Annotated in this window: 21 protein-coding genes; 14 read left to right on the top strand and 7 right to left on the bottom strand. The window is 59.8% G+C overall.

Translation table 11 applies throughout. From position 1 onward, the window contains the following. Positions 1-22: 22 nt before the first annotated feature. The gene (gene glpK, locus AVCG78_RS10845) at positions 23-1,516 is read right to left on the bottom strand and encodes a glycerol kinase GlpK (protein WP_071205192.1); all 1,494 of its coding nucleotides are present in this window, start codon (positions 1,514-1,516) and stop codon (positions 23-25) included. 267 nt (positions 1,517-1,783) lie between these two features. Between glpK and AVCG78_RS10850 the strand changes: the two genes are divergently transcribed. From AVCG78_RS10850 to AVCG78_RS10900, 11 genes are all read left to right on the top strand, one after another. Then, positions 1,784-2,554 carry a 3-hydroxybutyrate dehydrogenase gene (locus AVCG78_RS10850; RefSeq protein WP_015916794.1) on the top strand — a complete coding sequence of 257 codons (771 nt, stop codon included), beginning with the start codon at positions 1,784-1,786 and terminating at the stop codon, positions 2,552-2,554. A 30-nt stretch (positions 2,555-2,584) separates the two neighbouring features. Next, complete coding sequence (xdhA, locus tag AVCG78_RS10855) at positions 2,585-4,057, top strand: xanthine dehydrogenase small subunit (RefSeq protein ID WP_071205193.1); 1,473 nt, start codon at positions 2,585-2,587, stop codon at positions 4,055-4,057. 252 nt (positions 4,058-4,309) lie between these two features. Then, positions 4,310-6,655 carry a xanthine dehydrogenase molybdopterin binding subunit gene (gene xdhB, locus AVCG78_RS10860; protein WP_071205194.1) on the top strand — a complete coding sequence of 782 codons (2,346 nt, stop codon included), beginning with the start codon at positions 4,310-4,312 and terminating at the stop codon, positions 6,653-6,655. Next, entirely contained in the window at positions 6,652-7,455 is an 804-nt protein-coding gene (gene xdhC / locus AVCG78_RS10865) for a xanthine dehydrogenase accessory protein XdhC (protein ID WP_081355530.1), read from the top strand. The genes xdhB and xdhC overlap by 4 nt, the downstream gene beginning before the upstream one ends. 64 nt (positions 7,456-7,519) lie before the next feature. After that, positions 7,520-9,256 carry a tetratricopeptide repeat-containing sulfotransferase family protein gene (locus AVCG78_RS10870; RefSeq protein ID WP_071205195.1) on the top strand — a complete coding sequence of 579 codons (1,737 nt, stop codon included), beginning with the start codon at positions 7,520-7,522 and terminating at the stop codon, positions 9,254-9,256. 345 nt (positions 9,257-9,601) lie between these two features. Continuing rightward, positions 9,602-10,519, top strand: coding sequence for a LysR substrate-binding domain-containing protein (locus tag AVCG78_RS10875; RefSeq protein ID WP_071205196.1), 918 nt, complete (start codon positions 9,602-9,604; stop codon positions 10,517-10,519). A 124-nt stretch (positions 10,520-10,643) separates the two neighbouring features. Next, complete coding sequence (gene puuD / locus AVCG78_RS10880) at positions 10,644-11,876, top strand: urate hydroxylase PuuD (protein WP_071585358.1); 1,233 nt, start codon at positions 10,644-10,646, stop codon at positions 11,874-11,876. Continuing rightward, positions 11,876-13,183, top strand: a complete 1,308-nt coding sequence (gene guaD, locus AVCG78_RS10885) for a guanine deaminase (protein WP_071205198.1) — start codon at positions 11,876-11,878, stop codon at positions 13,181-13,183. The genes puuD and guaD overlap by 1 nt, the downstream gene beginning before the upstream one ends. Before the next feature lie 319 nt (positions 13,184-13,502). Beyond that, the gene (locus AVCG78_RS10890) at positions 13,503-14,522 is read left to right on the top strand and encodes an ABC transporter substrate-binding protein (protein ID WP_071205199.1); all 1,020 of its coding nucleotides are present in this window, start codon (positions 13,503-13,505) and stop codon (positions 14,520-14,522) included. 93 nt (positions 14,523-14,615) lie between these two features. After that, positions 14,616-15,434 carry an ABC transporter ATP-binding protein gene (locus tag AVCG78_RS10895; RefSeq protein ID WP_015916803.1) on the top strand — a complete coding sequence of 273 codons (819 nt, stop codon included), beginning with the start codon at positions 14,616-14,618 and terminating at the stop codon, positions 15,432-15,434. A gap of 13 nt (positions 15,435-15,447) precedes the next feature. After that, a complete protein-coding gene (locus tag AVCG78_RS10900) occupies positions 15,448-16,335 on the top strand; it encodes an ABC transporter permease (RefSeq protein WP_071205200.1) in 888 nt (295 codons plus the stop codon). Between the two features lie 176 nt (positions 16,336-16,511). Here the strand turns inward: AVCG78_RS10900 and AVCG78_RS10905 are convergent, their stop codons facing one another. Continuing rightward, complete coding sequence (locus AVCG78_RS10905) at positions 16,512-17,732, bottom strand: argininosuccinate synthase (RefSeq protein ID WP_071205201.1); 1,221 nt, start codon at positions 17,730-17,732, stop codon at positions 16,512-16,514. A gap of 126 nt (positions 17,733-17,858) precedes the next feature. Between AVCG78_RS10905 and AVCG78_RS10910 the strand changes: the two genes are divergently transcribed. The 3 genes from AVCG78_RS10910 (at position 17,859) to AVCG78_RS10920 (ending at position 18,983) form a co-directional block, all read left to right on the top strand. Then, positions 17,859-18,326 (top strand): Lrp/AsnC family transcriptional regulator, encoded by a 468-nt coding sequence (locus tag AVCG78_RS10910; protein ID WP_060717792.1) that lies wholly within the window; start codon positions 17,859-17,861, stop codon positions 18,324-18,326. A gap of 112 nt (positions 18,327-18,438) precedes the next feature. Continuing rightward, positions 18,439-18,663 (top strand): antitoxin MazE family protein, encoded by a 225-nt coding sequence (locus AVCG78_RS10915; protein ID WP_071205202.1) that lies wholly within the window; start codon positions 18,439-18,441, stop codon positions 18,661-18,663. Further along, the gene (locus AVCG78_RS10920; protein ID WP_071205203.1) at positions 18,660-18,983 is read left to right on the top strand and encodes a type II toxin-antitoxin system PemK/MazF family toxin; all 324 of its coding nucleotides are present in this window, start codon (positions 18,660-18,662) and stop codon (positions 18,981-18,983) included. The genes AVCG78_RS10915 and AVCG78_RS10920 overlap by 4 nt, the downstream gene beginning before the upstream one ends. 36 nt (positions 18,984-19,019) lie before the next feature. Here AVCG78_RS10920 and AVCG78_RS10925 read toward each other — a convergent pair whose 3' ends face one another. From AVCG78_RS10925 to AVCG78_RS10945, 5 genes are all read right to left on the bottom strand, one after another. After that, positions 19,020-20,426, bottom strand: a complete 1,407-nt coding sequence (locus AVCG78_RS10925) for a sensor histidine kinase (RefSeq protein WP_234665058.1) — start codon at positions 20,424-20,426, stop codon at positions 19,020-19,022. Between the two features lie 33 nt (positions 20,427-20,459). After that, positions 20,460-21,125, bottom strand: coding sequence for a response regulator (locus tag AVCG78_RS10930; RefSeq protein WP_071204836.1), 666 nt, complete (start codon positions 21,123-21,125; stop codon positions 20,460-20,462). Between the two features lie 99 nt (positions 21,126-21,224). Continuing rightward, positions 21,225-21,971, bottom strand: a complete 747-nt coding sequence (locus AVCG78_RS10935) for a metallophosphoesterase family protein (RefSeq protein ID WP_071204837.1) — start codon at positions 21,969-21,971, stop codon at positions 21,225-21,227. Positions 21,972-21,974: 3 nt separating this feature from the next. Next, a complete protein-coding gene (gene uraH / locus AVCG78_RS10940) occupies positions 21,975-22,331 on the bottom strand; it encodes a hydroxyisourate hydrolase (RefSeq protein ID WP_071204838.1) in 357 nt (118 codons plus the stop codon). Further along, on the bottom strand, positions 22,328-22,837 hold the full coding sequence (locus AVCG78_RS10945; protein ID WP_071584774.1) for an ureidoglycolate lyase: 510 nt from the start codon (positions 22,835-22,837) through the stop codon (positions 22,328-22,330). The genes uraH and AVCG78_RS10945 overlap by 4 nt, the downstream gene beginning before the upstream one ends. Between the last annotated feature and the right edge of the window lie 170 nt (positions 22,838-23,007).

Genomic DNA, 23,007 nt, shown 5'->3' on the forward strand with positions numbered 1-23,007 from the left:
GACATCAACCTGAATCATTTTCTCAACCCGCCGTCAGCGTCCGTCTGACCGCATCCCGCCAGCCTCTGAGCTTTTCCGTGCGGGTCTCGGCATCCATGACCGGCTCAAACCGATGGTCGCGCGCCCAGGCGCGGGCAAACGCATCCATGCCGGGCCACAGACCGACACGGCTGGCCGCCAGAAAGGCAGCACCAAGTGCTGTCGTCTCAATAACGGAGGGGCGATCCACCGGCGCGTCCAGCAGATCGGCCAGCCGCTGCATCGTCCAGTCCGAGGCCGCCATGCCACCGTCAACCCGCAGCACCATATCGTCCTCGCCATTCTGCCAATCCTTGTGCATGGCATCCAGGAGGTCGCGGGTCTGGTAGCACACGGCTTCCAGCGCGGCGCGGGCCAGTTCCGCCGGTCCGGTATTGCGGGTCAGGCCAAACAGCGCGCCGCGTGCATCCGGGTCCCACCAGGGCGCACCGAGACCCGTGAAGGCTGGCACCAGATAGACCGGCTGGCCGGGATCGGCTTCAGCTGCCAGCCGTCCGGTTTCTGCCGCATCACCAATCACCTTCAATCCATCGCGCAGCCATTGTACGGCGGCACCGGCAATGAAGATCGAGCCTTCCAGCGCATAGGTGGTCTTGCCGTCCATCCGGTAGGCGATGGTGGTCAGCAACCGGCTTTTCGAAACCACCCGGTCCGCGCCGGTATTGAGCAGCGCGAAACAGCCGGTGCCATAGGTGGATTTGACCATGCCCGGCGCAAAGCAGGCCTGACCGATGGCGGCGGCCTGCTGGTCGCCCGCCACGCCAAGGATCGGCACTGCCGCGCCGAATACCGCCTTGTCGGTCACACCGAAATCGGCAGCGCAATCCTTCACGTCCGGCAGCATCGCGGCGGGAATGTTCAACAGCGCCAGCAATTCTTCATCCCAGCCATGCTCGGCAATGTTGAAGATCAGCGTGCGCGAGGCATTGGTGGCGTCGGTGACGAAGCTTTTGCCACCCGTCAGCCGCCAGATCAGATAGGTATCGACAGTGCCGAAGCACAGGCCGCCCTCCGCTGCCCTGGCGCGAGCACCCTCGACATGGTCGAGCAACCAGGACAGTTTGGTGCCGGAGAAATACGGGTCGAGCAGCAGGCCGGTTTTGGTGGTAAACGTTGCCTCCAGCCCATCGCGCTTCAGCGTTTCGCAAAAAGCGGATGTGCGGCGATCCTGCCAGACGATGGCGTTGTGGATCGGCTTGCCGGTGTCCTTGTCCCAGACCACAACGGTTTCCCGCTGGTTGGTAATACCGATGGCGGCGAGATCGCCTGCCGTGATCCGGGCGCGGGCCAGCGCATCGTGGATGGAGCTGACGACGCTGTCCCAGATGGCGTCCGGGTCATGCTCCACCCAACCCGATTGCAGGAAGATCTGCGGAAATTCCTTCTGACCCGTGCCGACAATCCGCATCGCCCCATCAAACACGATAGCACGGCTCGACGTCGTTCCCTGGTCAATCGCCAGCACAAAACCGCCCATGATACTCCTCCCAGAGTTTTCGCTTTCTTTCGCTTATCTCAAGATACGAAAGTTTTATGCCAAGTCAAAACCGAAAATGAAAAACAAACGAAGGCGCAAGGACTGTGTTTCCTCATCCCCATCTGTTGGTGGCTTTCATCGCCCTGTGATGACACAGGACAATTGCATAGGACAGGGGTTTGGGCATAGGTTTAGCTTTGTTGCGGCGCAACCGCCCGCTTCGTCCAAAGGCCAGACCAAAAAAATCATCGCACAGGGAGTTACGCCATGACCAGGACTGTCGTTATCACCGGTTCCACCAGCGGCATCGGGCTTGGCATCGCCCGCGCCTTTGCGGCTGAAGGCGCCAATGTGCTGATCAACGGCTTTGGCCCGCTTGGTGAAATCGAATCGATCCGCAAGGAATTGGAAGCGGGCGGCGGCAAGGCGCTCTACCACCCCGCCGACATGACCAAGCCCAAGGAAATCGCCGAACTGGTGGAAACCGCCATCGCCGAATTCGGCGGCATCGATGTTCTCGTCAACAATGCGGGCATTCAGCATGTCGCTCCCGTCGAGGAATTTCCCATCGACAAATGGGACCAGATCATCGCTATCAACATGTCCAGCGCCTTCCACACCATGCGCGCCGCCATCCCGGCGATGAAGGCGAAAAAATATGGGCGGATCATCAATATCGCCTCGGCCCATGGCCTGGTCGCCTCGCCGTTCAAATCCGCCTATGTCACCGCCAAGCACGGCATTCTCGGCATGACCAAGTCGGTGGCGCTGGAAGTGGCGCAAAGCGGCATTACCGTCAACGCCATCTGCCCCGGCTATGTGCTGACGCCGCTGGTGGAAAAGCAGATCCCCGATACCGCCAAGGCGCGCGGCATTGCCGAGAGCGAGGTCAAGGATGTGATGCTGCATTTGCAGGCCACCAAGGAATTCGTCACCGTCGAGGACATTGCCGCCATGACACTCTATCTTGCCAGCGATGCGGCAAAGCAGATCACCGGCACCAGCCTATCCATCGACGGCGGCTGGACGGCGCAGTAATCTTTCCAACGCATCGCTCAAAGGGCCATCATGACCAACCGCATCCGCTTTCTGCTCAACGACCAGCCCGTGACGCTTGATAGCGCCGACCCGACCGGCACGCTGCTGGATTATCTGCGTCTGGCAAAGCGGCTGACCGGGTCAAAGGAAGGCTGCGCGGAAGGCGATTGCGGGGCCTGCACGGTATTGGTCGGGCGGCTGGTGAAGGGCGCGCTGCACTATGAGGCGGTCAATGCCTGCATCCGCTTCATCGGCTCGCTCAACGCCAGCCATGTGGTGACGGTCGAGTACCTGGCCGCCAAGGATGGCACCTTGCATCCGGTGCAGCAGGCCATGGTAGATTGCCATGGCTCGCAATGCGGTTTCTGCACCCCCGGCTTCGTCATGTCGCTCTACGGCCTGTGGCTAACCAGCGAAGCGCCGAGCCGGGCCGAAATCGAGCGGGCCTTGCAAGGCAATCTCTGTCGTTGCACTGGCTATGAACCCATCGTCAAAGCCGCCGAACAGATGGGCCGGACAAGGCCTTCAGCGCTGTTTGACCCGCTGGCACGGGAACGGGAGCAGATCATCGCCACGCTGGACGCCATGACCAGCACCGATACCATTACCCTTGAAGGAGATGATGGCCGCAGCCTGATCGTCCCCAACAGCGTCGAGGCGCTGGCCAATGTGCTGGCGGCTCACCCCAAGGCGACGATTGTTGCAGGTGCAACCGATGTCGGTCTGTGGGTGACGAAGCAGATGCGGACGTTAAGCCCCGTGGTGTTCATCAACCATCTGGAAGCCTTGCAGGCGATCACGGTCGATGAGAGCGGCATCACCCTTGGTGCTGGCGTCAGCTACAGCGCCGCCTTCGACTGTCTTCGGGCGGAAGTCCCCGCCTTTGGCCGGTTGATCGAGCGGATCGGCGGCCAGCAGGTGCGCAATATGGGCACGATTGGCGGCAATATCGCCAATGGTTCGCCGATTGGCGACACGCCTCCGGCGCTGATCGCGCTTGGCGCGACGGTGACCCTGCGCTCGGCTTCGGGAACGCGAACCTTGCTGCTGGAAGATTTTTTCATTGAATACGGCCGCCAAGACCGGCAGTCGGGCGAATTTGTCGAGAGCATTTTTCTGCCCCGCCCCAAGGCCGGAACCGATTTTGCCATCTACAAGATCTCCAAGCGCCGCGACGAGGATATTTCAGCGCTTTGTGGGGCCTTTTATCTCGAAAAAGACAGTAAAGGCAGCGTCACCACCCTGCGCATCGCCTTTGGCGGCATGGCCGGAACGCCGAAACGGGCGCGTGCTGTGGAAGCGGCTATGATGGGGAAAGTCTGGAGCCGGGAGAGCATCGAGGCTGCCCGCGCCGCCTTTGATGCAGATTATCAGCCGCTCTCCGACTGGCGGGCCAGCGCCGATTACCGGCAATTGACGGCGAAAAACCTGCTGACGCGGTTCCTTTTGGAAACATCCGGCGAGAAGCAAGAACTGGAACGCTTTGCGGTGGAGAGGGTTTGATGGGTATGAACATCTGGCAATTGGCTTCGCCCCCCTCATCCGGCTGCCGCCACCTTCTCCCCGCCGGGGAGAAGACGCGAGCTGCCAGCGCCTCGTTGATATCGCAACCTTTTCGAACACGGCAAGTGCGGCATTTCACTTGGAGCAAGGCATCACCACTCGTCTCTTCTCCCCGGCGGGGAGAAGGTCCCGGCAGGGGGATGAGGGGGGCGAAGCCATATTATGTTGCCACGGATGCAAGGAACCAACCCCATGGATAAGGCCCTTTTCACCACCACTGCCACCATCCAGGGTCCGATGCATCAATCGCTGCGCCATGATTCAGCCCATAAGCATGTGGCTGGAAGTGCCGAATATATCGACGATATTCCAGAACCCGCAGGCCTGTTGCACGGCGCGCTCGGCATGGCGGATCGCGCCAATGCCGACATTCTCTCCATCGATCTGTCCGGTGTTCAGACCTATCCCGGCGTCGTCGCGGTGCTGACGGCCAGCGACATTCCCGGCACCAACGATGTCTCCTCCGGTGGACGCCATGACGAGCCGTTGATCGCCACCGACAGGGTGGAGTTTCACGGCCAGACCGTTTTTGCGGTAATTGCCGAGACCCGCGACGCGGCCCGCAAGGCAGCACGGCTCGCCAAAATAGAATACCGCGACCTGCCCTTCTGGACCGATATCGATTCAGCACTAGAAAATGGCGCGCCGCTCGTCACCCCAGGCATGGTGCTGAAGCGCGGCACGCCGGAAAGCGAGCTGGACAAGGCCGAGCACCGGCTGCAAGGCGCGATGCGGATCGGCGGACAGGAGCATTTCTATCTGGAAAGCCATATCGCGCTGGCCATTCCCGGCGAAGACGATGATGTCACCGTCTGGTCATCGACCCAGCATCCGTCGGAAATCCAGCATATCGTTGGCCATGTGCTGGATATTTCCTCGCATGCGATCACGGTCAATGTGCGGCGCATGGGCGGCGGCTTCGGTGGCAAGGAAACCCAGGGCAATCAGTTTGCGGCACTGGCGGCCTTGGCCGCCAAGAAGCTCAACCGGGCTGTGAAGTTTCGTCCGGACCGCGACGAAGACATGAGCGTTACCGGCAAACGCCATGATTTTAAAATGGATTTCGACGTTGCCTTCGATGGTGATGGCCGTATCCACGCCATAGAAGCAAACTTCGCCGCCCGCTGCGGCTATTCCTCGGATCTTTCCGGCCCCGTCACCGACCGGGCGCTGTTTCACGCCGATAGCAGCTATTTCTACCCGCATGTGAAGCTGACCTCTCAACCGCTGAAAACCCACACGGTCTCCAACACCGCCTATCGCGGCTTCGGCGGGCCGCAGGGCATGCTGGGGGCCGAACGGGTGATCGAGGAAATCGCCTACGCCTTGCGCAAAGACCCGCTTGAGGTTCGCAAGGCCAATTTCTACGGCGAGACCGGCTCTGACCGCGACCTGACGCCCTATCACCAGCAGGTCACCGACAATATCATCGCCCGCGTGGTCGAGGAGCTGGAAACCTCCTGCGATTATCAGGCACGGCGCGCCGCGATTGTTGACTTCAACAGAACCAGCCCGGTGATCCGCAAGGGCATTGCTCTGACCCCGGTCAAGTTCGGTATCTCCTTCACCATGACTGCTTTTAATCAGGCAGGCGCGCTGGTGCATGTCTATCAAGACGGCTCCATCCATCTTAACCATGGCGGCACAGAAATGGGCCAGGGCCTTTATACCAAGGTGGCCCAGGTGATTGCCGATGGCTTCCAGGTTGATATCGACAAGGTAAAGATCACTGCCACCACGACGGGCAAGGTGCCGAATACCTCGGCCACCGCCGCCTCCTCCGGCTCGGACCTGAACGGCATGGCCGCTTACGACGCCGTGCGCCAGATCAAGGAGCGGCTGGTGGCGTTTGCTTCGGAAAAATGGGGCGTGTCGCAGGCCGAAGTGGTGTTCCTGCCCAACCGTGTCAGGGTCGGCGGTGAAGAGATTGCCTTCCCCGATTTCATCCGCCAGGCCTATTTCGCCCGCGTCCAGCTTTCCGCAGCTGGTTTCTACAAGACACCGAAAATCCACTGGAACCGCGAAACCGGGCGCGGCACGCCGTTCTATTACTATGCCTATGGCGCGTCCTGCACAGAAGTCTCAATCGATACGCTGACCGGGGAATATCTTGTTGACCGTACCGATATTCTCCACGATGTCGGCAAATCGCTTAATCCGGCCATCGATATCGGCCAGATCGAAGGCGGTTTTGTGCAGGGCATGGGCTGGCTGACCACGGAGGAATTGTGGTGGGACGGCAAGGGGCGGCTGCGCACCCATGCGCCCTCCACCTACAAGATCCCGCTCGCCTCCGACCGGCCGAAGATTTTCAACGTCAAGCTGGCGGACTGGGCGGAAAATACCGAACTCACCATTGGCCGTTCCAAGGCGGTCGGCGAGCCGCCCTTCATGCTGGCCAATTCGGTGCTGGAGGCGATCTCCATGGCAGCGGCCAGCGTGGCCGATTACCGGTTCTGCGCGCGCCTCGATACACCCGCCACGCCGGAGCGGGTATTGATGGCGGTGGAACGTTTGAAGGAGGCACAGCGCGCGTGACTGATCTTTCCGGCGCAGTGCTTGCCGCCTTCCTCGCGCGTCATGCAGACTGTGTGGCGGTGACTGTCACCGAAGCCAAAGGCTCGACCCCACGCGATGTGGGTGCTCTGATGGTGGTGGCGCGCGACAGCGTATTCGGCACCATCGGCGGCGGGCAGCTGGAATATCTGGCAATTGAAAAAGCCCGCACCATGCTGGCAGCAGGCGAAGATGAAGCGGTGCTGAGCGTGCCCCTTGGCCCGGAAATCGGCCAATGCTGCGGTGGGCGGGTGACGCTGACGCTTGCCCTGATGACACCGGACCGTCGGCGGGCTCTGCTGGCTGGCGAGGATCAGGCACGCCGGGCCTGGCCGCAGGTCTTCATTTTTGGTGCTGGCCATGTTGGGCTGGCGCTAGCCGCCGCCTTGGCACCACTGCCGTTTCGCACCCGGCTGATCGATGCACGCGACGCAATCGATGGCGAGGTGCCAACCGGTATTCCGCTTGACCGCACGGCCATGCCGGAAAGCCATGTGGCGCAAATCGCGCCCGGCGGTGCTGTTGTCATCGTCACCCATGACCATGCGCTGGATTTCCTGATTGCCCGCGAAGCCTTGGCCCGCGACGATCTCGCCTATATCGGCATGATCGGCTCTGCCACCAAACGCGCCACGTTTGCCCATTGGCTGGAACGCGAGGGCGACAGTCCGGCAAGACTCGACCGACTGATCCTGCCAATCGGCGCAAGCGCCATCAAGGATAAGCGCCCGCCTGTCATCGCCGCGCTGGTCGCCGCCGAACTGGTCAACCGCCTGCTGTAAACCAGCCTCACGCAGGGATGCTCTGCCATTCAAGCGTGATGATGGCAATGAAAGAACCGACACGATGAGCGCCCTGGAAAAGCTACAGGCCCAGCGCCAGAAACTGGAACCGCTGCTGGCTATGGCGCGCCAGTATAAGCCAGCCGATCTGGCCAAATTGCCGCCAGAAGACCGCCGCAAGGCCGAGGATCTGCAACAGATGGCCTGCAAGGCCGCACGCGATCTGGCCGAGATTTCGATCCGCCTTCACGACCATGCCGGGGCAACAGAGCTTCTACAAGCGGTTCTATTGATCCACGCCGACCCATCCGCCCATAGCCGGCTTGCCGATCTGGCCCAGATCAACGGGCGCTGGCCGGACGCAATCGCCCATTATCAGGCCGCGATAGCAGCAGGCGGCCCGAATGCCACGCTCTACAGCGCCCTTGCCCATTGCCTGAAACAGGCTGGCCGCCATCAGGAGGCCAATGAGGCCTACGATCTTCTCCTCAACCACGACCCGAACCATTTGGTCGCGCTGAGTGACAAAAGTTTCCGCAGCCTGATTGCAGGTGATTTCGAGCAGGGACTTGCGCTGGCGGAGCGGGCGGTAAGCGCCCATCCCGGCGACATCACAGCCCATTTTTACCTGGGACAGGCGTTGCAGGGCGTCGGGCGGATGGATGAGGCAAAAGCCGCCTATCGCAAGGTACTGGACCTCGATCCCACCCATGTCGATAGCTATCTGCTGCTGGGCATGTTGAGCCGCGCCCGGCCAGACGATCCCGATATCGCCGCCATGCAGGCCCTGCATGCAGCGCTGGCAGAGGAACCTGCCCGACGGCTGAAACTCGGCTTTGCGCTTTACAAGGCGCTGAACGATATCAGCCGATATGACGACGCCTTCACCTATCTTGAAGATGCCAACCGTGAACGGCGGCGGCAATTCACGGCCTATACCATTGATCAGGATCTTGACCTCATGCAGGCATTGGAAGCTCGGTTCACCCCCGACTTCATCCGCTCAACGCAAGACAGCATCGCCAAGGCGGGATATCTCCAGCCGGAACGGCCGATCTTCGTGGTTGGCCTGCCGCGCTCCGGCACCAGCCTGACCGAACAGATCCTTGCCAGCCACGCCGATGTGTACGGCGCCGGTGAGTTGGAAACGCTGAGCTATGCGATTACCGACGCCTTCTTCGAGCCAGACCGCCAGACATTGCGCGGCCCCGATAGCGTGACGTCTAAGGCCCTGGCCGATGCGGCCCGGCGCTATATCGTCCCGGTCCGCGAAAAAGCAGGAAACGCCCGTGTCGTCGATAAGATGCCGGTCAATTTCCTCTGGGTTGGCTTTATCAAGCTGATGTTTCCTGACGCCAGGATCGTCATTATGAAGCGCGATCCGCTGGCCAGCGGCTTTGCGCTTTATTCCAGCTATTTTCCCAGCGACGGCATGCAATATAGCTACGACCAGACCGAGACCGCCCACTATATCGCCGCCCAGCGGCGACTCTGCGCCCATTGGCAGGCGCTATTTCCTGATGATGTGCTGGAGCTGGGCTATGAGCAGCTAACGCTCGACCAGGAAGGCGAAACCCGCCGCCTGCTGGATTTTTGCGGACTGCCCTGGGACGCAAACTGCCTCGATTTCCACAAGGCTGAACGCGCGGTGATGACACTCAGCAGCGCCCAGGTCCGCCAAGGCCTCTATAGCGGCGTCGATAAAAAAACCGCCCATTACCGCCACCATTTGGGCGAGATGATCGCGGGGCTGGTGGGCGCTGGCCTGATCAACGAAGAACGCCTTGCAGCAAATGCCTGAGCCTGCTGGCGGGCAACCAGACGCCATCGGCAACCTGTTCAGGGAGCCTATCGTCAAGGCCGACATCCCGCCTCAGATCCTCTGGCAGATCTTGGCTTCGACGACTGATTTTCGGACCAGAAAGACCGCTCATCATCGTGCTAAAAAACCTCTCAATGAGGCATGACAATGCTTTCGCAGATGGCATAATGCTCCGCGGCTCCCCAAAATCTATTGATGTGTGAGACCGGGCGGGCAGAGGCATACATTCAGCAGCCACACCCGGCTTGATATGTGGATATTGGCGGCAATTGCCTCAACAATCCAATCGGATTACGATGCTCATCCATAAAGAGAGCTTATCTGATGAAATTGTCGAAACAGTTCCCCGTCAATGCCCTGCGCGTGTTCGAGGCCGTCGCCCGCCACAATGGCTTTACCCGCGCCGCCGAAGAACTGGGCATGACGCAGACGGCGGTGAGCTACCAGATCAAGTTGCTGGAGGATAATCTCGGCACGCTGCTGTTCCTACGAACGTCAAGGCAAATCAGCCTGACCGAGGCGGGGGAGCGGCTGCTGCCGAAAACGCGGGAAGGCTTCGAGCTGCTGCGCGAGGCCGTGGCACTGGCAAGGCATGAGGCAAGCGAGGTTCTGGAAATCCATTCCACGCCGACCTTCGCCTCCCACTGGCTGGCGCGCCATCTCGGCAGCTTTCAACTCCTGCATCCAGGTATTGCCGTGCGCCTGCTGCGAAGCGATGAGAAGCAGCGGGATTTTGCCCGTGACGGCGGCGATGTCGGCATTCATATCGGCAAGGAGCCGGTAGCCGGATTGATCTGCCATCCGATTTTGAAGCTGGATTATGCACCCATGCTCAGTCCGGCGCTGGCCGACAGCATTGGCGGCATCCGCGAACCCGCAGATCTCCTCAAACTGCCGCGCGTGAGCAGTTGCGAGGATTGGTGGGCGGACTGGTTTCACAGCGCTGGCATTACATCTCCCCTGCCAGCCTCTATCGGCCTCGACGCGCAGGGCGCCCTCGACCTTCAAGCCGGTGCAGCTATGGCCGGACATGGCGTCGCCATTCTCAGCCCCTTCTATGTCGAGGAAGAAATCGCATCTGGCCGTCTGATCCAGCCCTTCGAGCTGCTGTTGGGCGATGACCAGATCTATTGGCTGGTTTACCCACCAACCCGGCGCACGCTACCGAAGGTCAAAGCCTTTCACCAATGGCTGATCGCAAGCCTGCCACCCTTCGAACTGAACGGTGTCCATACGTCCTGATCCCCGCTCAATCTGCCTAAAACATACGCATGCACATATTTTTGCACATCTACCAAAATGTGCCCTTCCCTTGGCCGCCAGTATTTTGCAATGTCTCTGGTCGGGAGAGTCAAAGAGGTCAACCATGTATGAATTCGCCATCGCCTGGGAATGGCTGGCTTTTGCGGTCCGCTGGCTGCATGTCGTCACCGCCATCGCCTGGATCGGTTCTTCCTTCTATTTCATCGCGCTGGATCTGGGTCTCGTCAAACGCCCAGGCATGCCGGAGGGCGTCTATGGCGAGGAATGGCAGGTGCATGGCGGCGGCTTTTACCATGTGCAGAAATATCTGGTGGCACCTGCCTCGATGCCGCAGCATCTGACCTGGTTCAAATGGGAAAGCTATGCCACATGGCTCTCCGGCTTTGCCATGCTCTGCGTGGTCTATTACGGCGGGGCCGATCTGTTTTTGATCGACCGCAGCGTGCTCGACCTCACCCAACCGGAGGCCATCGGCCTGTCGATGGCTTCGCTTGCCATCGGCTGGATCTGTTACGACCTGTTGTGCAAATCCCCGATCGGCAGGAATACCTGGGGCCTGATGATCCTGCTGTATATCCTTCTGGTCGCGATGGCCTGGGGCTATACGCAGGTGTTTACCGGGCGTGCCGCCTTCCTGCATCTGGGCGCGTTTACTGCGACAATCATGACCGCCAATGTGTTCTTCATCATCATGCCCAACCAGCGCGTCGTGGTGGCCGATCTGATTGCGGGGCGTAAACCCGACCCGAAATACGGCATGATTGCCAAGCAGCGCTCGCTGCACAACAACTACCTGACGCTTCCCGTCGTGTTTTTCATGCTGTCCAACCATTATCCGCTGGCCTTCGCCACCACCTATAATTGGATTATCGCAGCGCTGGTCTTCCTGATGGGCGTCACCATCCGCCACTGGTTCAACACCACCCATGCCCGCAAAGGCCGCCCGATCTGGACCTGGATGCTGACCACGGTGATCTTCATCATCATCATGTGGCTTTCCACCGTGCAGAAACCGGGCGCTGGCGAATATTCGGCCTTGTCACCCATGCAGCAGCAGTTCATGGCGGATGCACATTTTGGCAGCGCCCGCGATATCGTCCAGGCGCGCTGTTCCATGTGCCATGCGGCGGAACCGGTCTGGGACGGGCTGACATTTGCGCCCAAGAACGTCAAATTCGAAACCGATGCCGAGATTGCGGCCCATGCCCGGGAGATCTATATCCAGGCCGGAAGAAGCCACGCCATGCCACCCGGCAATGTTTCCGAAGTCACCCCTCAGGAACGCGCCCTGCTGGTCGCCTGGTATGAAAGTGCTGTGAAAGGCAAAAGCCCGTAATGACAAAGACCCTGATCCGTGGACGCCTGCTTTCCTTCCGCAGCCAGCCCCGCGACATCACCGATACAGACAGCTATCTTTTTGAAAGTGATGGCGCAGTCCTAGTGGAAAACGGCCTGATCCTCGCCTCCGGCGCCTATGACAGTGTCAAGGCAGAGGCCGACGCGCAGACCGTGGAGATTGACCATCGCCCGCATCTGATTCTGCCCGGATTTATCGACTGCCATGTGCATTTTCCGCAAATGCAGGTGATCGGCTCCTATGCCGCCAATCTGCTGGAATGGCTGAACACCTATACCTTCCCTGAGGAGTGCCGCTTCGTTGAAACCGCCCACGCGGCGCGGATTGCCACCCATTTTTTCGATGAATTTCTGCGTCAGGGTACAACGACGGCGGTGGCCTATTGCTCGGTCCACAAAACCTCGGCAGATGCCTTCTTTGCCGAGAGCGCCAGGCGCGGTACACGGATGATCGCCGGCAAGGTGATGATGGACCGCAATGCGCCGCAAGGCCTGCTGGACACGCCGCAAAGCGGCTATGACGAGACCAAGGAGCTGATTGAAAGCTGGCACGGACGCGGACGCAACCTCGTCGCCATCACCCCGCGCTTTGCCATCACCTCGACGCCCGCACAGATGGAGCGGACCCAGGCGCTGGCCCATGAATTCCCGGATCTGCATATCCAGACGCATCTCTCTGAGAACCGCGAGGAAATTGACTTCACCGCCAGTCTTTACCCTGAGTCAACTGACTATACGGATATCTACGCCCGCTACGGCCTGCTCGGGCGTAAAACCCTGTTCGGTCACGCCATCCATCTTTCGGAGCGTGAGGCCGACGCTCTCGCAGAGTCAGGCTCTGTCGCGGTGCATTGCCCAACGTCAAACCTGTTCCTCGGCTCCGGCCTGTTTCCGCTGAAAGCCATCCAGCGGCGGACCAAGCCGGTGCGCGTCGCCCTTGCCACCGATATCGGCGGCGGCACCAGCTATTCCATGCTGCGCACCCTTGATGAGGCCTACAAGATCCAGCAATTGCTGGGCGAACGGCTGAACCCGCTCGACAGTTTCTACCATATGACGCTGGGCAATGCCGAGGCCCTGTCGCTTGCCGACAAGATCGGCACGCTAGACCCCGGCACCGAGGCCGATCTGGTCGTGCTCAACGCCCATGCCACCCCGGCCATGGCACTGAAAATGGAAGCCGTGACCTCGCTGACCGAAGAACTGTTCCTGATGCAGACGCTCGGCGATGACCGGGTGGTGGTGGAAACCTATGTGGCGGGCGTGGCGTCGAAACCGCGGATTTAACAATACAGCAGACTGCTGACAAACCCTGTATTTATCCTCGACGTCATGCTCGGCCTCGTGCCGAGCATCTAAACACGTTAATTTAAGCAACAACGTCAATGGTTTATTCAGCGACAGCAGATCCTCGGGACAAGCCCGAGGATGACGAAATGCCGAGATCGGGGTTTGTCAATCAACTGGCAGATTTAACAATCCGTTGATTTTTTCGCCCTCTGAAAGCTGACTGAAAGCTAGCGCTGCTACAAACGCTCCACCATCCCGTGGAGGAGACGCGCCGGGGAGCGCGCCACGGAGATTGACCCAGAGGAGGATAATATCCATGCGTTCCACACGCCAATTGTTCCGCGCCCTTTCGCTGTGCGCTGTCGCTGCCGCCAGCCTGACGGCCAGCACCGCGCTGTCGCAGGCCGCCGAAAAGATCACCATCATGGTCGGTGGTTTTGAAAAGCAGATCTACCTGCCCGCTAAACTGACCGAGAGCCTTGGCTATTTCAAGGAAGAAGGCCTTGATGTCGAGCTGCTGAACGAAGCGGCTGGCGTCGATGCGGAAAACCAGCTTCTGGCCGGTGCCGTGCACGGCGTGGTCGGTTTCTACGACCATTGCGTCGATCTGCAAGCCAAGGGCAAATTCGTCGAATCGGTCGTACAGTTCAGCCAGGCACCGGGCGAAGTCCAGCTGGTTTCGACCAAGAACCCTGAAATCAAGAGCTTTGCCGATTTCAAGGGCAAGACGCTGGGTGTGACCGGGCTTGGCTCCTCCACCAATTTCCTCACCCTCTACATGGCCTCCAAGGCAGGCTTGAAGCCGGGCGAGATCGTTACCATTCCGGTCGGAGCGGGCGGCACGTTCATTGCCGCCATGCAGCAGGCCAGCATCCAGGGCGGCATGACCACCGAGCCGACGATTTCGCGCATGGTGAAGACCGGCGAAGCCTCGATTCTGGTCGATCTGCGCACCGTGGACAAGACCCGCGAAGCACTGGGCGGCACCTATCCGGCCGCCTCGCTCTACATGGAAACCGCCTGGGTCAAGGAACATAAGGAAGACGTGCAGAAGCTTGCCAACGCCTTCGTCAAGACGCTGAAATTCATCAACACCCATTCAGCGGCTGAAATTGCTGAAAAGATGCCGAAGGATTTCTACGTTGGCGATAAGGAGGGCTATATCAAGGCCCTCGAAGCTGGCAAGGGCATGTTCACCCCCGATGGCGTGATGCCGGAAGACGGCCCGCCGACGGTTCTGGCCGTGCTCTCGGAGTTTTCCAAGAACGTCAAGGGCAAGAAGATCGACCTGTCCAAGACCTATACGACTGAATTCGTCAAGAACGCCAAGTTCTGATTTTCAGGGCCGCCAGTCACTTGGCCGGGCGGCCCTTTCCTCTCCTTTAACGACCACACTCTGCGGGCCTGACGCTCGCCGGAAGGATGTCCCATGGCCAAAGATCAGAGCCGGACCCCGGCTATCGAACTCATCAATGTGACGCGCCGTTTCGTCTCCCCCACCGGCAAGACGCTGACCGCGCTGAAAGATTTCAACATGGCGGTGGAGCGCGGCGAATTCGTCGCCGTCGTCGGCCCGACCGGCTGCGGCAAATCCACCACGCTTAACCTCGTCACCGGCCTTGCCAAGCCCAGCGCTGGCGAAGTGCGGTTGATGGGCGGCCCGGTCAACGGCATCGACCCACGCGTCGGCTTCGCCTTTCAGAAGGATGCGCTGTTTCCGTGGAAGAATGTCATCGACAATGTCATGGCCGGTCCGCTGTTTCGCGGCAAATCCAAAACCGAAGCAGAAAAGCTGGCGAAAGACTGGCTGGCCCGCGTCGGCCTTGGCAAGTTCCTGCATCACTATCCCCACCAGCTTTCGGGCGGCATGAGGAAGCGCGTGGCCTTGGCCCAGACCTTCATCAACGAGCCGGAAATCCTGCTGATGGACGAGCCCTTCTCGGCGCTGGACGTGCAGACCCGCACCGTGATGCATGAGGAATTGCTGAAGCTTTGGGCCGAGCGCAAGGCCTCGGTGATTTTCGTCACCCACGATCTGGAAGAAGCCGTGGCGCTGGCCGACAAGGTCTATGTGCTGACCGCCGGTCCGGCCACGGTGAAATCCGTCTACCCCATCGCGCTGCCGCGTCCGCGTGTTGTCTCCGAGATCCGCTACGAGCCGGAATTCGTCGAATATTGCAAGACGATCTGGGAAGACATGCGCCAGGAAGTGGAAACCAGCTACCGCCGCGCCAGCGAAGCCGCCTGAGGAGGATAGAATTATGGCAGACATTAGTATGCAAAGCCCGGCCACCCCTGTGGCCACCTTTCGCGCTGGCACATCCGACAAGGAAATCGAGGCAGCAGCGCTGAAATCCGTCAAGCGTCGCAAGCAGATCGTGTTGTTCTGGCAGATCGCCATTCTGGTTGGCGTGCTGACGCTCTGGCAGGTGGCTTCCGACCAGACCTGGATCGACCCGTTCTTCTATGCCAGCCCCTATGCGGTGGTGGAGCGGATCTATGACTGGGCCGTCAATGGCACCACGGAAGGGTCGCTCTGGTACAATCTCGGCATTACCATGGAAGAGGCGCTGATCGGCTTCTTCTCCGGCTCGATTGCCGGTGTGGTGGTCGGCATCGGCCTTGGCCGCAACAAGCTGCTCTCGGATATTTTCTCGGTCTATATCAAGGCAATCAACTCCATCCCCCGCGTGGTTCTGGCACCGATCTTCATCATGATCATGGGCCTCGGCCTTGCTTCCAAGGTGGCGCTGGCCTTCATCATGGTGTTCTTCGTAGTATTCGCCAACGCTTTCCAAGGCGTGCGCGAAGCCGACCAGGACATGATTGCCAATGCCCGCATTCTCGGTGCCAGCGACTGGCAGGTGACCAAGGCGGTGATCGTGCCCTCGGCGATGAGCTGGATCTTCGCCAGCCTGCACGTCTCCTTCGGCTTTGCGATCATCGGCGCCATCGTCGGCGAATTCGTCGGCGCCCGCTACGGCATCGGCCAGCTGATCTCGATTGCCAAAGGCACCTTCGACGCCGCCGGCATGTTCGCTGCCATCGTCCTCGTGATGATCATCACGCTCGCCGCCGAATATGTGATGACGCTGATCGAAAACCGTCTGGCAAAGTGGCGCCCGCAGCAGAGCCTCGACACGCATTGAGGTGAGTTGACGGAAGCAAATGCTCCTCCCGGCAAGCCGCTCGCGACGTAAGTTGCGGGCGGTTTTGTGCGATAAAAAGCCATTCATTTTCGCCGTCGGGACAAACCCAGGGGTGACGAACAGGACACAGTCTTTCACCTATGATGCAGCTGCGGCTGGCGCAGAACTCATATCTGTCACATAACGCTTCTGTTGCGCGCACCCCAGCTTTTCAAGCGTAGTCCGTTCAACCGGATAAAGCCTTCGGCATCATGGTGATCGTAGCTGCCCGATCCCTCTTCAAAGGTCACCAGATCCATCGAATAGAGGGAATAGGGTGACGTGCGGGCGATGACGCGCGCCTGACCTTTGTAGAGGCTCACTGTCACCTCCCCGGCAACATAATTCTGGCTTCGGTCGATCAAGGCCTGCAACATCTCCCGTTCCGGCGCAAACCAGAAGCCATTGTAAACCAGTTCGGCATACCGGGGCATGATCTCATCCTTCAGATGCGCCGCAGCCCGGTCAAGCGTGATGGACTCGATGCCGCGATGCGCAGCAAGCAAGATCGTGCCGCCAGGCGTCTCATAGATCCCGCGGGATTTCATGCCGATGAAGCGATTTTCAACAAGATCGAGCCTGCCAATTCCATGCCGCCCACCCAAACTGTTCAATTTCGTCAGTAAGGCGGCTGGAGATAAATTCTCGCCGTTTAGAGAGATGGCATCACCCTTTTCAAAGCCGATTGTGATGATGTCAGGCACATCGGGAGCATGAATAGGATCAACCGTCCGCTGATAGACATGAGCGGGAGCAATGACGGACGGATCTTCCAAAGCCTTGCCTTCGGTAGAGGTGTGCAGCAGGTTCGCATCGGTGGAGAAAGGCGCTTCTCCGAGCTTGTCGTGAGGGATCGTGATCTGATGCGTCTGCCCGTATTCAATCAACTGCGTGCGTGACTGGATACTCCAAATGCGCCAAGGAGCGATGACACTGATTGACGGATCAAGCGCATTGGCGGCCAGTTCGAAGCGGACCTGATCATTGCCCTTGCCAGTCGCCCCATGGGCAATGGCATCAGCCCCGACGTCCTGAGCAATGCTGATGAGATGTTTGGCGATCAAAGGCCGGGCAATCGAACTGCCCAGAAGATACTGGCCTTCATAGAGCGCATTGGCGCGCATCATCGGGAAGACGAAATCGCGAACGAATTCTTCTCGAAGATCCACAATGCGAATATCCTCAATGCCCAGCCTTTGCGCATTCTGACGCGCCGGTTCAAGCTCTTCGCCCTGCCCAAGATCAGCGGTAAAGGTGATGATCTCGCAGCCATAGGTCAACTGCAACCATTTCAGGACCACGGACGTATCCAGGCCGCCAGAATAAGCCAGTACCAGTTTTTTGATTTCCCTTGCCATCGTTCCAGTCTCCAGATTGATAACTGAAAGAATAGGTCAATCCCCGCGCAATGAGGTTGCGAAAAGACTATCATAATCCAATATATTGGCATATAATTTCAATATTATACGACTGAAAGATAGAAAATGTCTCACACTTTGGACGATATAGATCGCCGCATTTTGCGGGCACTTCAAAAAAACGGACGTATTTCCAATGTCGATCTGGCCCAGCAGGTCGGGCTGTCTCCTTCTCCCTGCCTGCGGCGCGTGCGATTGCTGGAAGAGGCGGGTATTATCGACCGCTATGTTGCGGTGCTGAACCCGGCAAAGGTTGGCGCCGGGCTGACTGTGTTTGCGCGGGTGTGGTTCAAGACACAGGACGCGCAGCTCACTCTGCAATTTGCCGAGGCAATCAGGAAATTTCCAGAAGTTATCGAATGCTATCTGACGACAGGCGAATGCGACGCTATTCTGCGCATCGCCACCGCCGATCTACACAGCTATTGGCGCTTCCAGGCCGACCACCTCACCCGAATACCAAGCGTCCTCAGCGTGAAAACTGACGTGCCGATGGAAACACTGAAGCAGAGCTACGAATTGCCATTGGGATGAGAAGGGTCGAACGCATGGCGAATGATCGCGGCTGGTTTATTGAAGCCGCTCCAATTCTCAAGCTTGATAAACACCCATAATCCCTAGGTTACATGTAACGAAAGGAACCCTCATGCCGACGCCCGTCAATCATCGTGTACAAAAACGGCGCGATGCCTTGCGCGCTGCGGGGTTACGACCTGTGCAAATCTGGGTACCGGATACGCGTCGGCCTGATTTTATCGAGGAATGCCATCGTCAATCCATGGCGGTCGCGGCTGCCGATGGGGCTGATGGTGATGTTCTGGCTTTCATGGATGATGCTCTGGGCGATCTCGATAACGAGTATCCTGAGTGAAGCGGGGCGATTTGGTGACGGTCGCCGTGCCCGACGATTTTGGTAAGCCGCGCCCTGCCCTCATCATTCAATCGGACTTTTTCTCTGAAACCGGCACCGCAACCGTGTTGCTGATCTCCTCTACCCTTGTCGATGCGCCGCTGCTGCGGGTGACCGTGCAGCCGTCGCCCGCCAATGGCTTGAAAAAGCCGTCACAGATCATGGTGGACAAGGCGATGTCGATCAGGCGAGAGCGGCTTGGCCCTGCCTTCGGTCGGTTGGATGATGACGCCATGCTGTCCGTGACCCGTTCGCTGGCTGTGTTTTTCGGCTTTGGCTGAACCGCCCACCCCCTTGACCCTCACCCCGCTTGAACCTCACCCCGCCCTCGGCAGCCGCACCACCACCTTCAACCCACCCTCATCAGCACTGCCCAACGTGACCTTGCCGCCTGCGCCTTCCACCACTTCGCGGACGATGGCGAGGCCTAGGCCGCTGCCTTCGGGTTGGGTGCCGATGATGCGGTAGAAGCGTTCGAAGACTTGTTCGTGCTCTGCGGGTGCGATGCCGGGGCCGCTGTCTTCGACGGTGAGTTGTACGGTGTCGGCAAGCGTTTCCACTGTTACCGTCACCACGCCGGGGGACGGCGTGTAGCGCAGGGCGTTATCGACCAGATTGACGACCATTTCGCGCAGCATGGTGGCGTCGCCGGTGACGGGGGCCGTCCCTTCCGCCTCCAGGCCGAGATCGATACCGCGCCGCAATGCGTCTTCGGCTTGGGCTTCCAACACCTGACGGGCGATGTCGGCCATATCGACGTGGTCAGCGCGGGGCGCGCGGCTGCCGGGTTCGGCGCGGGTCAGGGTCAGCAGTTGTTCGGCCAGCCGGGTGACTTGCCGTGTGCTGCGGATCAGCGCGTGCAGTGCTTCTTCGCGCCGGGCCGGGTCGGTTTCGCGGGCGGCAAAGCTGGCCTGCGTCGAAATCAACGTCAGCGGCGTGCGCAATTGATGGGCGGCATTGGCGACGAAGCGTTTTTGCGCCGCCATCTGGCGCTGCACGCGGTTCATGTAATCATTCAGCGCCCGCACCAGCGGACGAAGCTCAGTATGGACGATCTTTTCATCAAAGGGCTCCAACTGGTCACGGCGGCGGGCGCGCACCGCATCGCGCAGCCGCAAGACGGGGCCAAGCCCGCGCTGGAGCCCCAGCACCGTGACCACCCCGGCAACCAGCACCAGCAGAACCTGCCCGTTAAAATTCGAAAACCACAGATGGGTGCGCATCGCCTGTTGGCTATAGCGTGTCACCGCCACCGTCACCGTGACGCCAGCGCCCTCCGTGCCTACACTGGAATCAACCCCAACCACCGGATGGTTCAGCATCAAGGCGCGGACATTGAGATTGCGAAACACCATGTCCTCGCCCTGGCGTTCGCGGGCCGGTGTTTGCAGGTCGGCATAGCCGGACACCAGATTGCCCCAGGCGGTCGTGACCCGGTAATAGACCCGGTCGCCAAAGCCGGTATCGAAGATTTCCAGCGCCGCGGGTGGAATATCCACTTCAACATTGCCGCCCTGATCGACCCGCACTGCCTCGGCAATCATCCTTGCCGAGCCCAGCAGCATATTATCCGTTACAAGATTGGCGGTGCTGCGGGCCATGACCAGCCCAAAATAGAGATTGAAGCCGATCACGCCGACCAGCGTCACCATCACCCAGGCCAGAAGCTGGGCCCTCAGGCTGTGGCGCAGCCGCAGCAAGGGCCGGACACGACCAAAATTCATGCCGCGCCCGCCCATCTTATCCCCTCGCCCATATCACGCGGCCCGCAGCATATAGCCGAGGCCACGCAGGGTGGCGATCTGCACCGCCCCGCCTTCCAGCTTCTTGCGGACCCGGTGCACGTAAATCTCAATGGCGCTCGGATCGGTCTCGGCATCAAAGCCGAACACGCTTTGCGACAGCGCCGCCTTGGTCACGGTGCTGCCCGCCTTCAGCATTAGATATTCCAGCACCGAATGTTCGCGTGGCGTCAGCGACAAGACCTCGCCCTTCAAGGAAAATTGCCGGGTCGCGCTATTCAGCACCAGATCAGCCACGGCAATTTCCGGGCTGGCCAGATCATGGCCGCGCCGGATCAGCGCCCGCAGCCGGGCTTCCAGCTCGGCCATTTCGAAAGGCTTGGCGAGATAGTCGTCGGCACCGGAATCCAGCCCCGCCACCCGTCCGTCCAGCGAGGCATTGGCGGTCAGGATAATCACCGGCACTTTACGGCCACTGCGGCGAATGCGCTTCAGCAGGGTCATTCCATCGATCTTCGGCAGGGACAGATCGAGGATCACAGCGGCATAATCGGCGAGGTTCAAAAAATCCTCGGCCTCTTCGCCATCATGGGCGGCATCGACGGTGTAATGCGCTTGCGTCAGCGCCTTGGCCAGCCAATCGGCCAATTCATGATTGTCTTCAACGATCAGCAATCGCATGGTGGTTCATTCATCCTCTTCCCACACTTACCATACAGCGCCGCCGATCAAAAAGGTCGCGGAAAGAGTGTTGCAACTGATTAATTTTTGCACTGACCGTCAGGCGAGCCAGCCGCTTTCCAGCCCACTTGCCCAATCGTCCCGGCCCCTGTCCGCCGCCAGCCGGGCCATTTCGAGATGACGGTAAGGCACCTGCCGGAACGTCACCGTCCAGCCTGCTTCACCCTTTTCCAGAATGGCATAGGAGGCGAGCGGCGTACCGGCTTCCACCCGGTGATAAAACGGCACATCGTCATCATAGGCCGGGCAACCGACGCTGCCGGGATTGACGATCAGCCGCTCATCGGTAAGCCGCACCGCACGCGGCAGATGCGAGTGGGCACAGAGGATCAGTTCCTGCCCGACGCCCTTAGCCAGTTCCTCAATCTCGGCGCGGGCTTTCAGATGCACCAGGCCTTCGGGGCTGACGCTTTCCAGCCAGTAGAGATCGTCGATTTTTGGTGTGGCGTGGCAGAGAAACACCTCCTCGCGCCAGACCGTTGTGACGGGCAGGCGTTGCAGCCATTGCAAATGCCGGGGCGAAAGCTGGTCATAGGCCTCCGCATCGGAAGAATGCATCGCGGCCCTCTCCTGCTCGATCAGGTAGCGGTCATGATTGCCCCTGACGGTGACAAGATCCAGCAACAGCAGCAGATCGCCGGTGCGGCCCGCCTCAAGCGGCCCGGAAAAACAATCACCGAGATTGACCACATGGTCATAGCCAATCCCCTGGGCGGCAATATCGGCCAGCACCGCTTCCAGAGCCAGACAATTGCCGTGAATATCGGCGATGGCGGCAAAACGCATATCTCAGCTCCCGCGATAGGTGGAATAGCCGTAGGGCGAAAGCAGCAGCGGCACATGGTAATGCGCCTGCGGATCGGCAATGCCGAAGCGAATGGGAATGACATCCAGAAATGGCGGATCAGTCAGTTCCGCCCCCTGGCTCTTGAGATAGTCACCGGCATGAAACAGCAGCTCGTACTGACCGATGCGAAATTCCTCGCCCGCCAGGATTGGCCCGCCATCCACCCGGCCATCGGCATTGGTGAACACGGTCTTGATCAGATCCGCCTCCTCGCCGTTCATCCGCATCAACTGGATGCGCAGGCCGGACGCCGGGCGGCCCAAGGCGGTATCGAGAACATGGGTGGTCAGGCCGGTCATGGGCGTGGCTCCAGAATCAGGTAAGGCTGGTCGAAGAAGAACTCCTCCAGATTGTTTCCCGGCCCGTCGCGATCCGCAACCAGAAAATCGCTGACCTCACCAATTGCCATCAAAGGATGGTGCCAGACATTGCGGTGATAGTTTACGCCCTGCTGCGGCTCGGCCAGAAACACCTGCGGCACGCCCGGACGGCCACCCTCGTCCAGCGAAACCGCCAGCAGGAACGGGCGGCCGGACAGCGGCGTAAAGCTCTGGCTGCCAAGCGGATGCCGTTCCATCATGCCAATCTCATAGGGAAAACGGCGTGGCTGACCGCGAAAGATATTGAGGACCACACGCGCGCCCTCACCCACCACATCGGGGCTGGCCAAGGCATGAAACCGCTCGGTCGTGCCGCCATTGATCAGCCGCATCCGGGCGGGGTCAGCCTCAATGACATCGCCGAAGGGAGCGAAGGCTTCAGGCGTTAACGGGCGGATGGCAAGGGGAAGGAATGGCTGGGTCATGGCAAGATCCGCAAACGAGGTGGGCCAGCAGTATAGTCGCGATTGGCTTTAGAGCCACGGACATATGCCGCTCATCTCGATAGCAGTAACCCATTGGAGCAGATCAGCAAACCTGATTTCGCTATTTTATCCGCCCCGCGATAGCGCGGGGCGGATAACTCAATTGTCGA

Origin of the sequence: Gillisella vitis (assembly GCF_021559775.1) — a bacterium.
GTDB lineage: Bacteria > Pseudomonadota > Alphaproteobacteria > Rhizobiales > Rhizobiaceae > Allorhizobium > Allorhizobium ampelinum.

What these genes read in the sequence shown, in the direction of transcription:
- glpK (WP_071205192.1), bottom strand. Translation starts at nt 1,516, where the DNA reads ATGGGCGGTTTTGTGCTGGCGATTGACCAGGGAACGACGTCGAGCCGT.
- AVCG78_RS10850 (WP_015916794.1), top strand. Translation starts at nt 1,784, where the DNA reads ATGACCAGGACTGTCGTTATCACCGGTTCCACCAGCGGCATCGGGCTT.
- xdhA (WP_071205193.1), top strand. Translation starts at nt 2,585, where the DNA reads ATGACCAACCGCATCCGCTTTCTGCTCAACGACCAGCCCGTGACGCTT.
- xdhB (WP_071205194.1), top strand. Translation starts at nt 4,310, where the DNA reads ATGGATAAGGCCCTTTTCACCACCACTGCCACCATCCAGGGTCCGATG.
- AVCG78_RS10870 (WP_071205195.1), top strand. Translation starts at nt 7,520, where the DNA reads ATGAGCGCCCTGGAAAAGCTACAGGCCCAGCGCCAGAAACTGGAACCG.
- AVCG78_RS10875 (WP_071205196.1), top strand. Translation starts at nt 9,602, where the DNA reads ATGAAATTGTCGAAACAGTTCCCCGTCAATGCCCTGCGCGTGTTCGAG.
- puuD (WP_071585358.1), top strand. Translation starts at nt 10,644, where the DNA reads ATGTATGAATTCGCCATCGCCTGGGAATGGCTGGCTTTTGCGGTCCGC.
- guaD (WP_071205198.1), top strand. Translation starts at nt 11,876, where the DNA reads ATGACAAAGACCCTGATCCGTGGACGCCTGCTTTCCTTCCGCAGCCAG.
- AVCG78_RS10890 (WP_071205199.1), top strand. Translation starts at nt 13,503, where the DNA reads ATGCGTTCCACACGCCAATTGTTCCGCGCCCTTTCGCTGTGCGCTGTC.
- AVCG78_RS10895 (WP_015916803.1), top strand. Translation starts at nt 14,616, where the DNA reads ATGGCCAAAGATCAGAGCCGGACCCCGGCTATCGAACTCATCAATGTG.
- AVCG78_RS10900 (WP_071205200.1), top strand. Translation starts at nt 15,448, where the DNA reads ATGGCAGACATTAGTATGCAAAGCCCGGCCACCCCTGTGGCCACCTTT.
- AVCG78_RS10905 (WP_071205201.1), bottom strand. Translation starts at nt 17,732, where the DNA reads ATGGCAAGGGAAATCAAAAAACTGGTACTGGCTTATTCTGGCGGCCTG.
- AVCG78_RS10910 (WP_060717792.1), top strand. Translation starts at nt 17,859, where the DNA reads ATGTCTCACACTTTGGACGATATAGATCGCCGCATTTTGCGGGCACTT.
- AVCG78_RS10915 (WP_071205202.1), top strand. Translation starts at nt 18,439, where the DNA reads ATGCCGACGCCCGTCAATCATCGTGTACAAAAACGGCGCGATGCCTTG.
- AVCG78_RS10925 (WP_234665058.1), bottom strand. Translation starts at nt 20,426, where the DNA reads ATGAATTTTGGTCGTGTCCGGCCCTTGCTGCGGCTGCGCCACAGCCTG.
- AVCG78_RS10930 (WP_071204836.1), bottom strand. Translation starts at nt 21,125, where the DNA reads ATGCGATTGCTGATCGTTGAAGACAATCATGAATTGGCCGATTGGCTG.
- AVCG78_RS10935 (WP_071204837.1), bottom strand. Translation starts at nt 21,971, where the DNA reads ATGCGTTTTGCCGCCATCGCCGATATTCACGGCAATTGTCTGGCTCTG.
- uraH (WP_071204838.1), bottom strand. Translation starts at nt 22,331, where the DNA reads ATGACCGGCCTGACCACCCATGTTCTCGATACCGCCTTGGGCCGCCCG.
- AVCG78_RS10945 (WP_071584774.1), bottom strand. Translation starts at nt 22,837, where the DNA reads ATGACCCAGCCATTCCTTCCCCTTGCCATCCGCCCGTTAACGCCTGAA.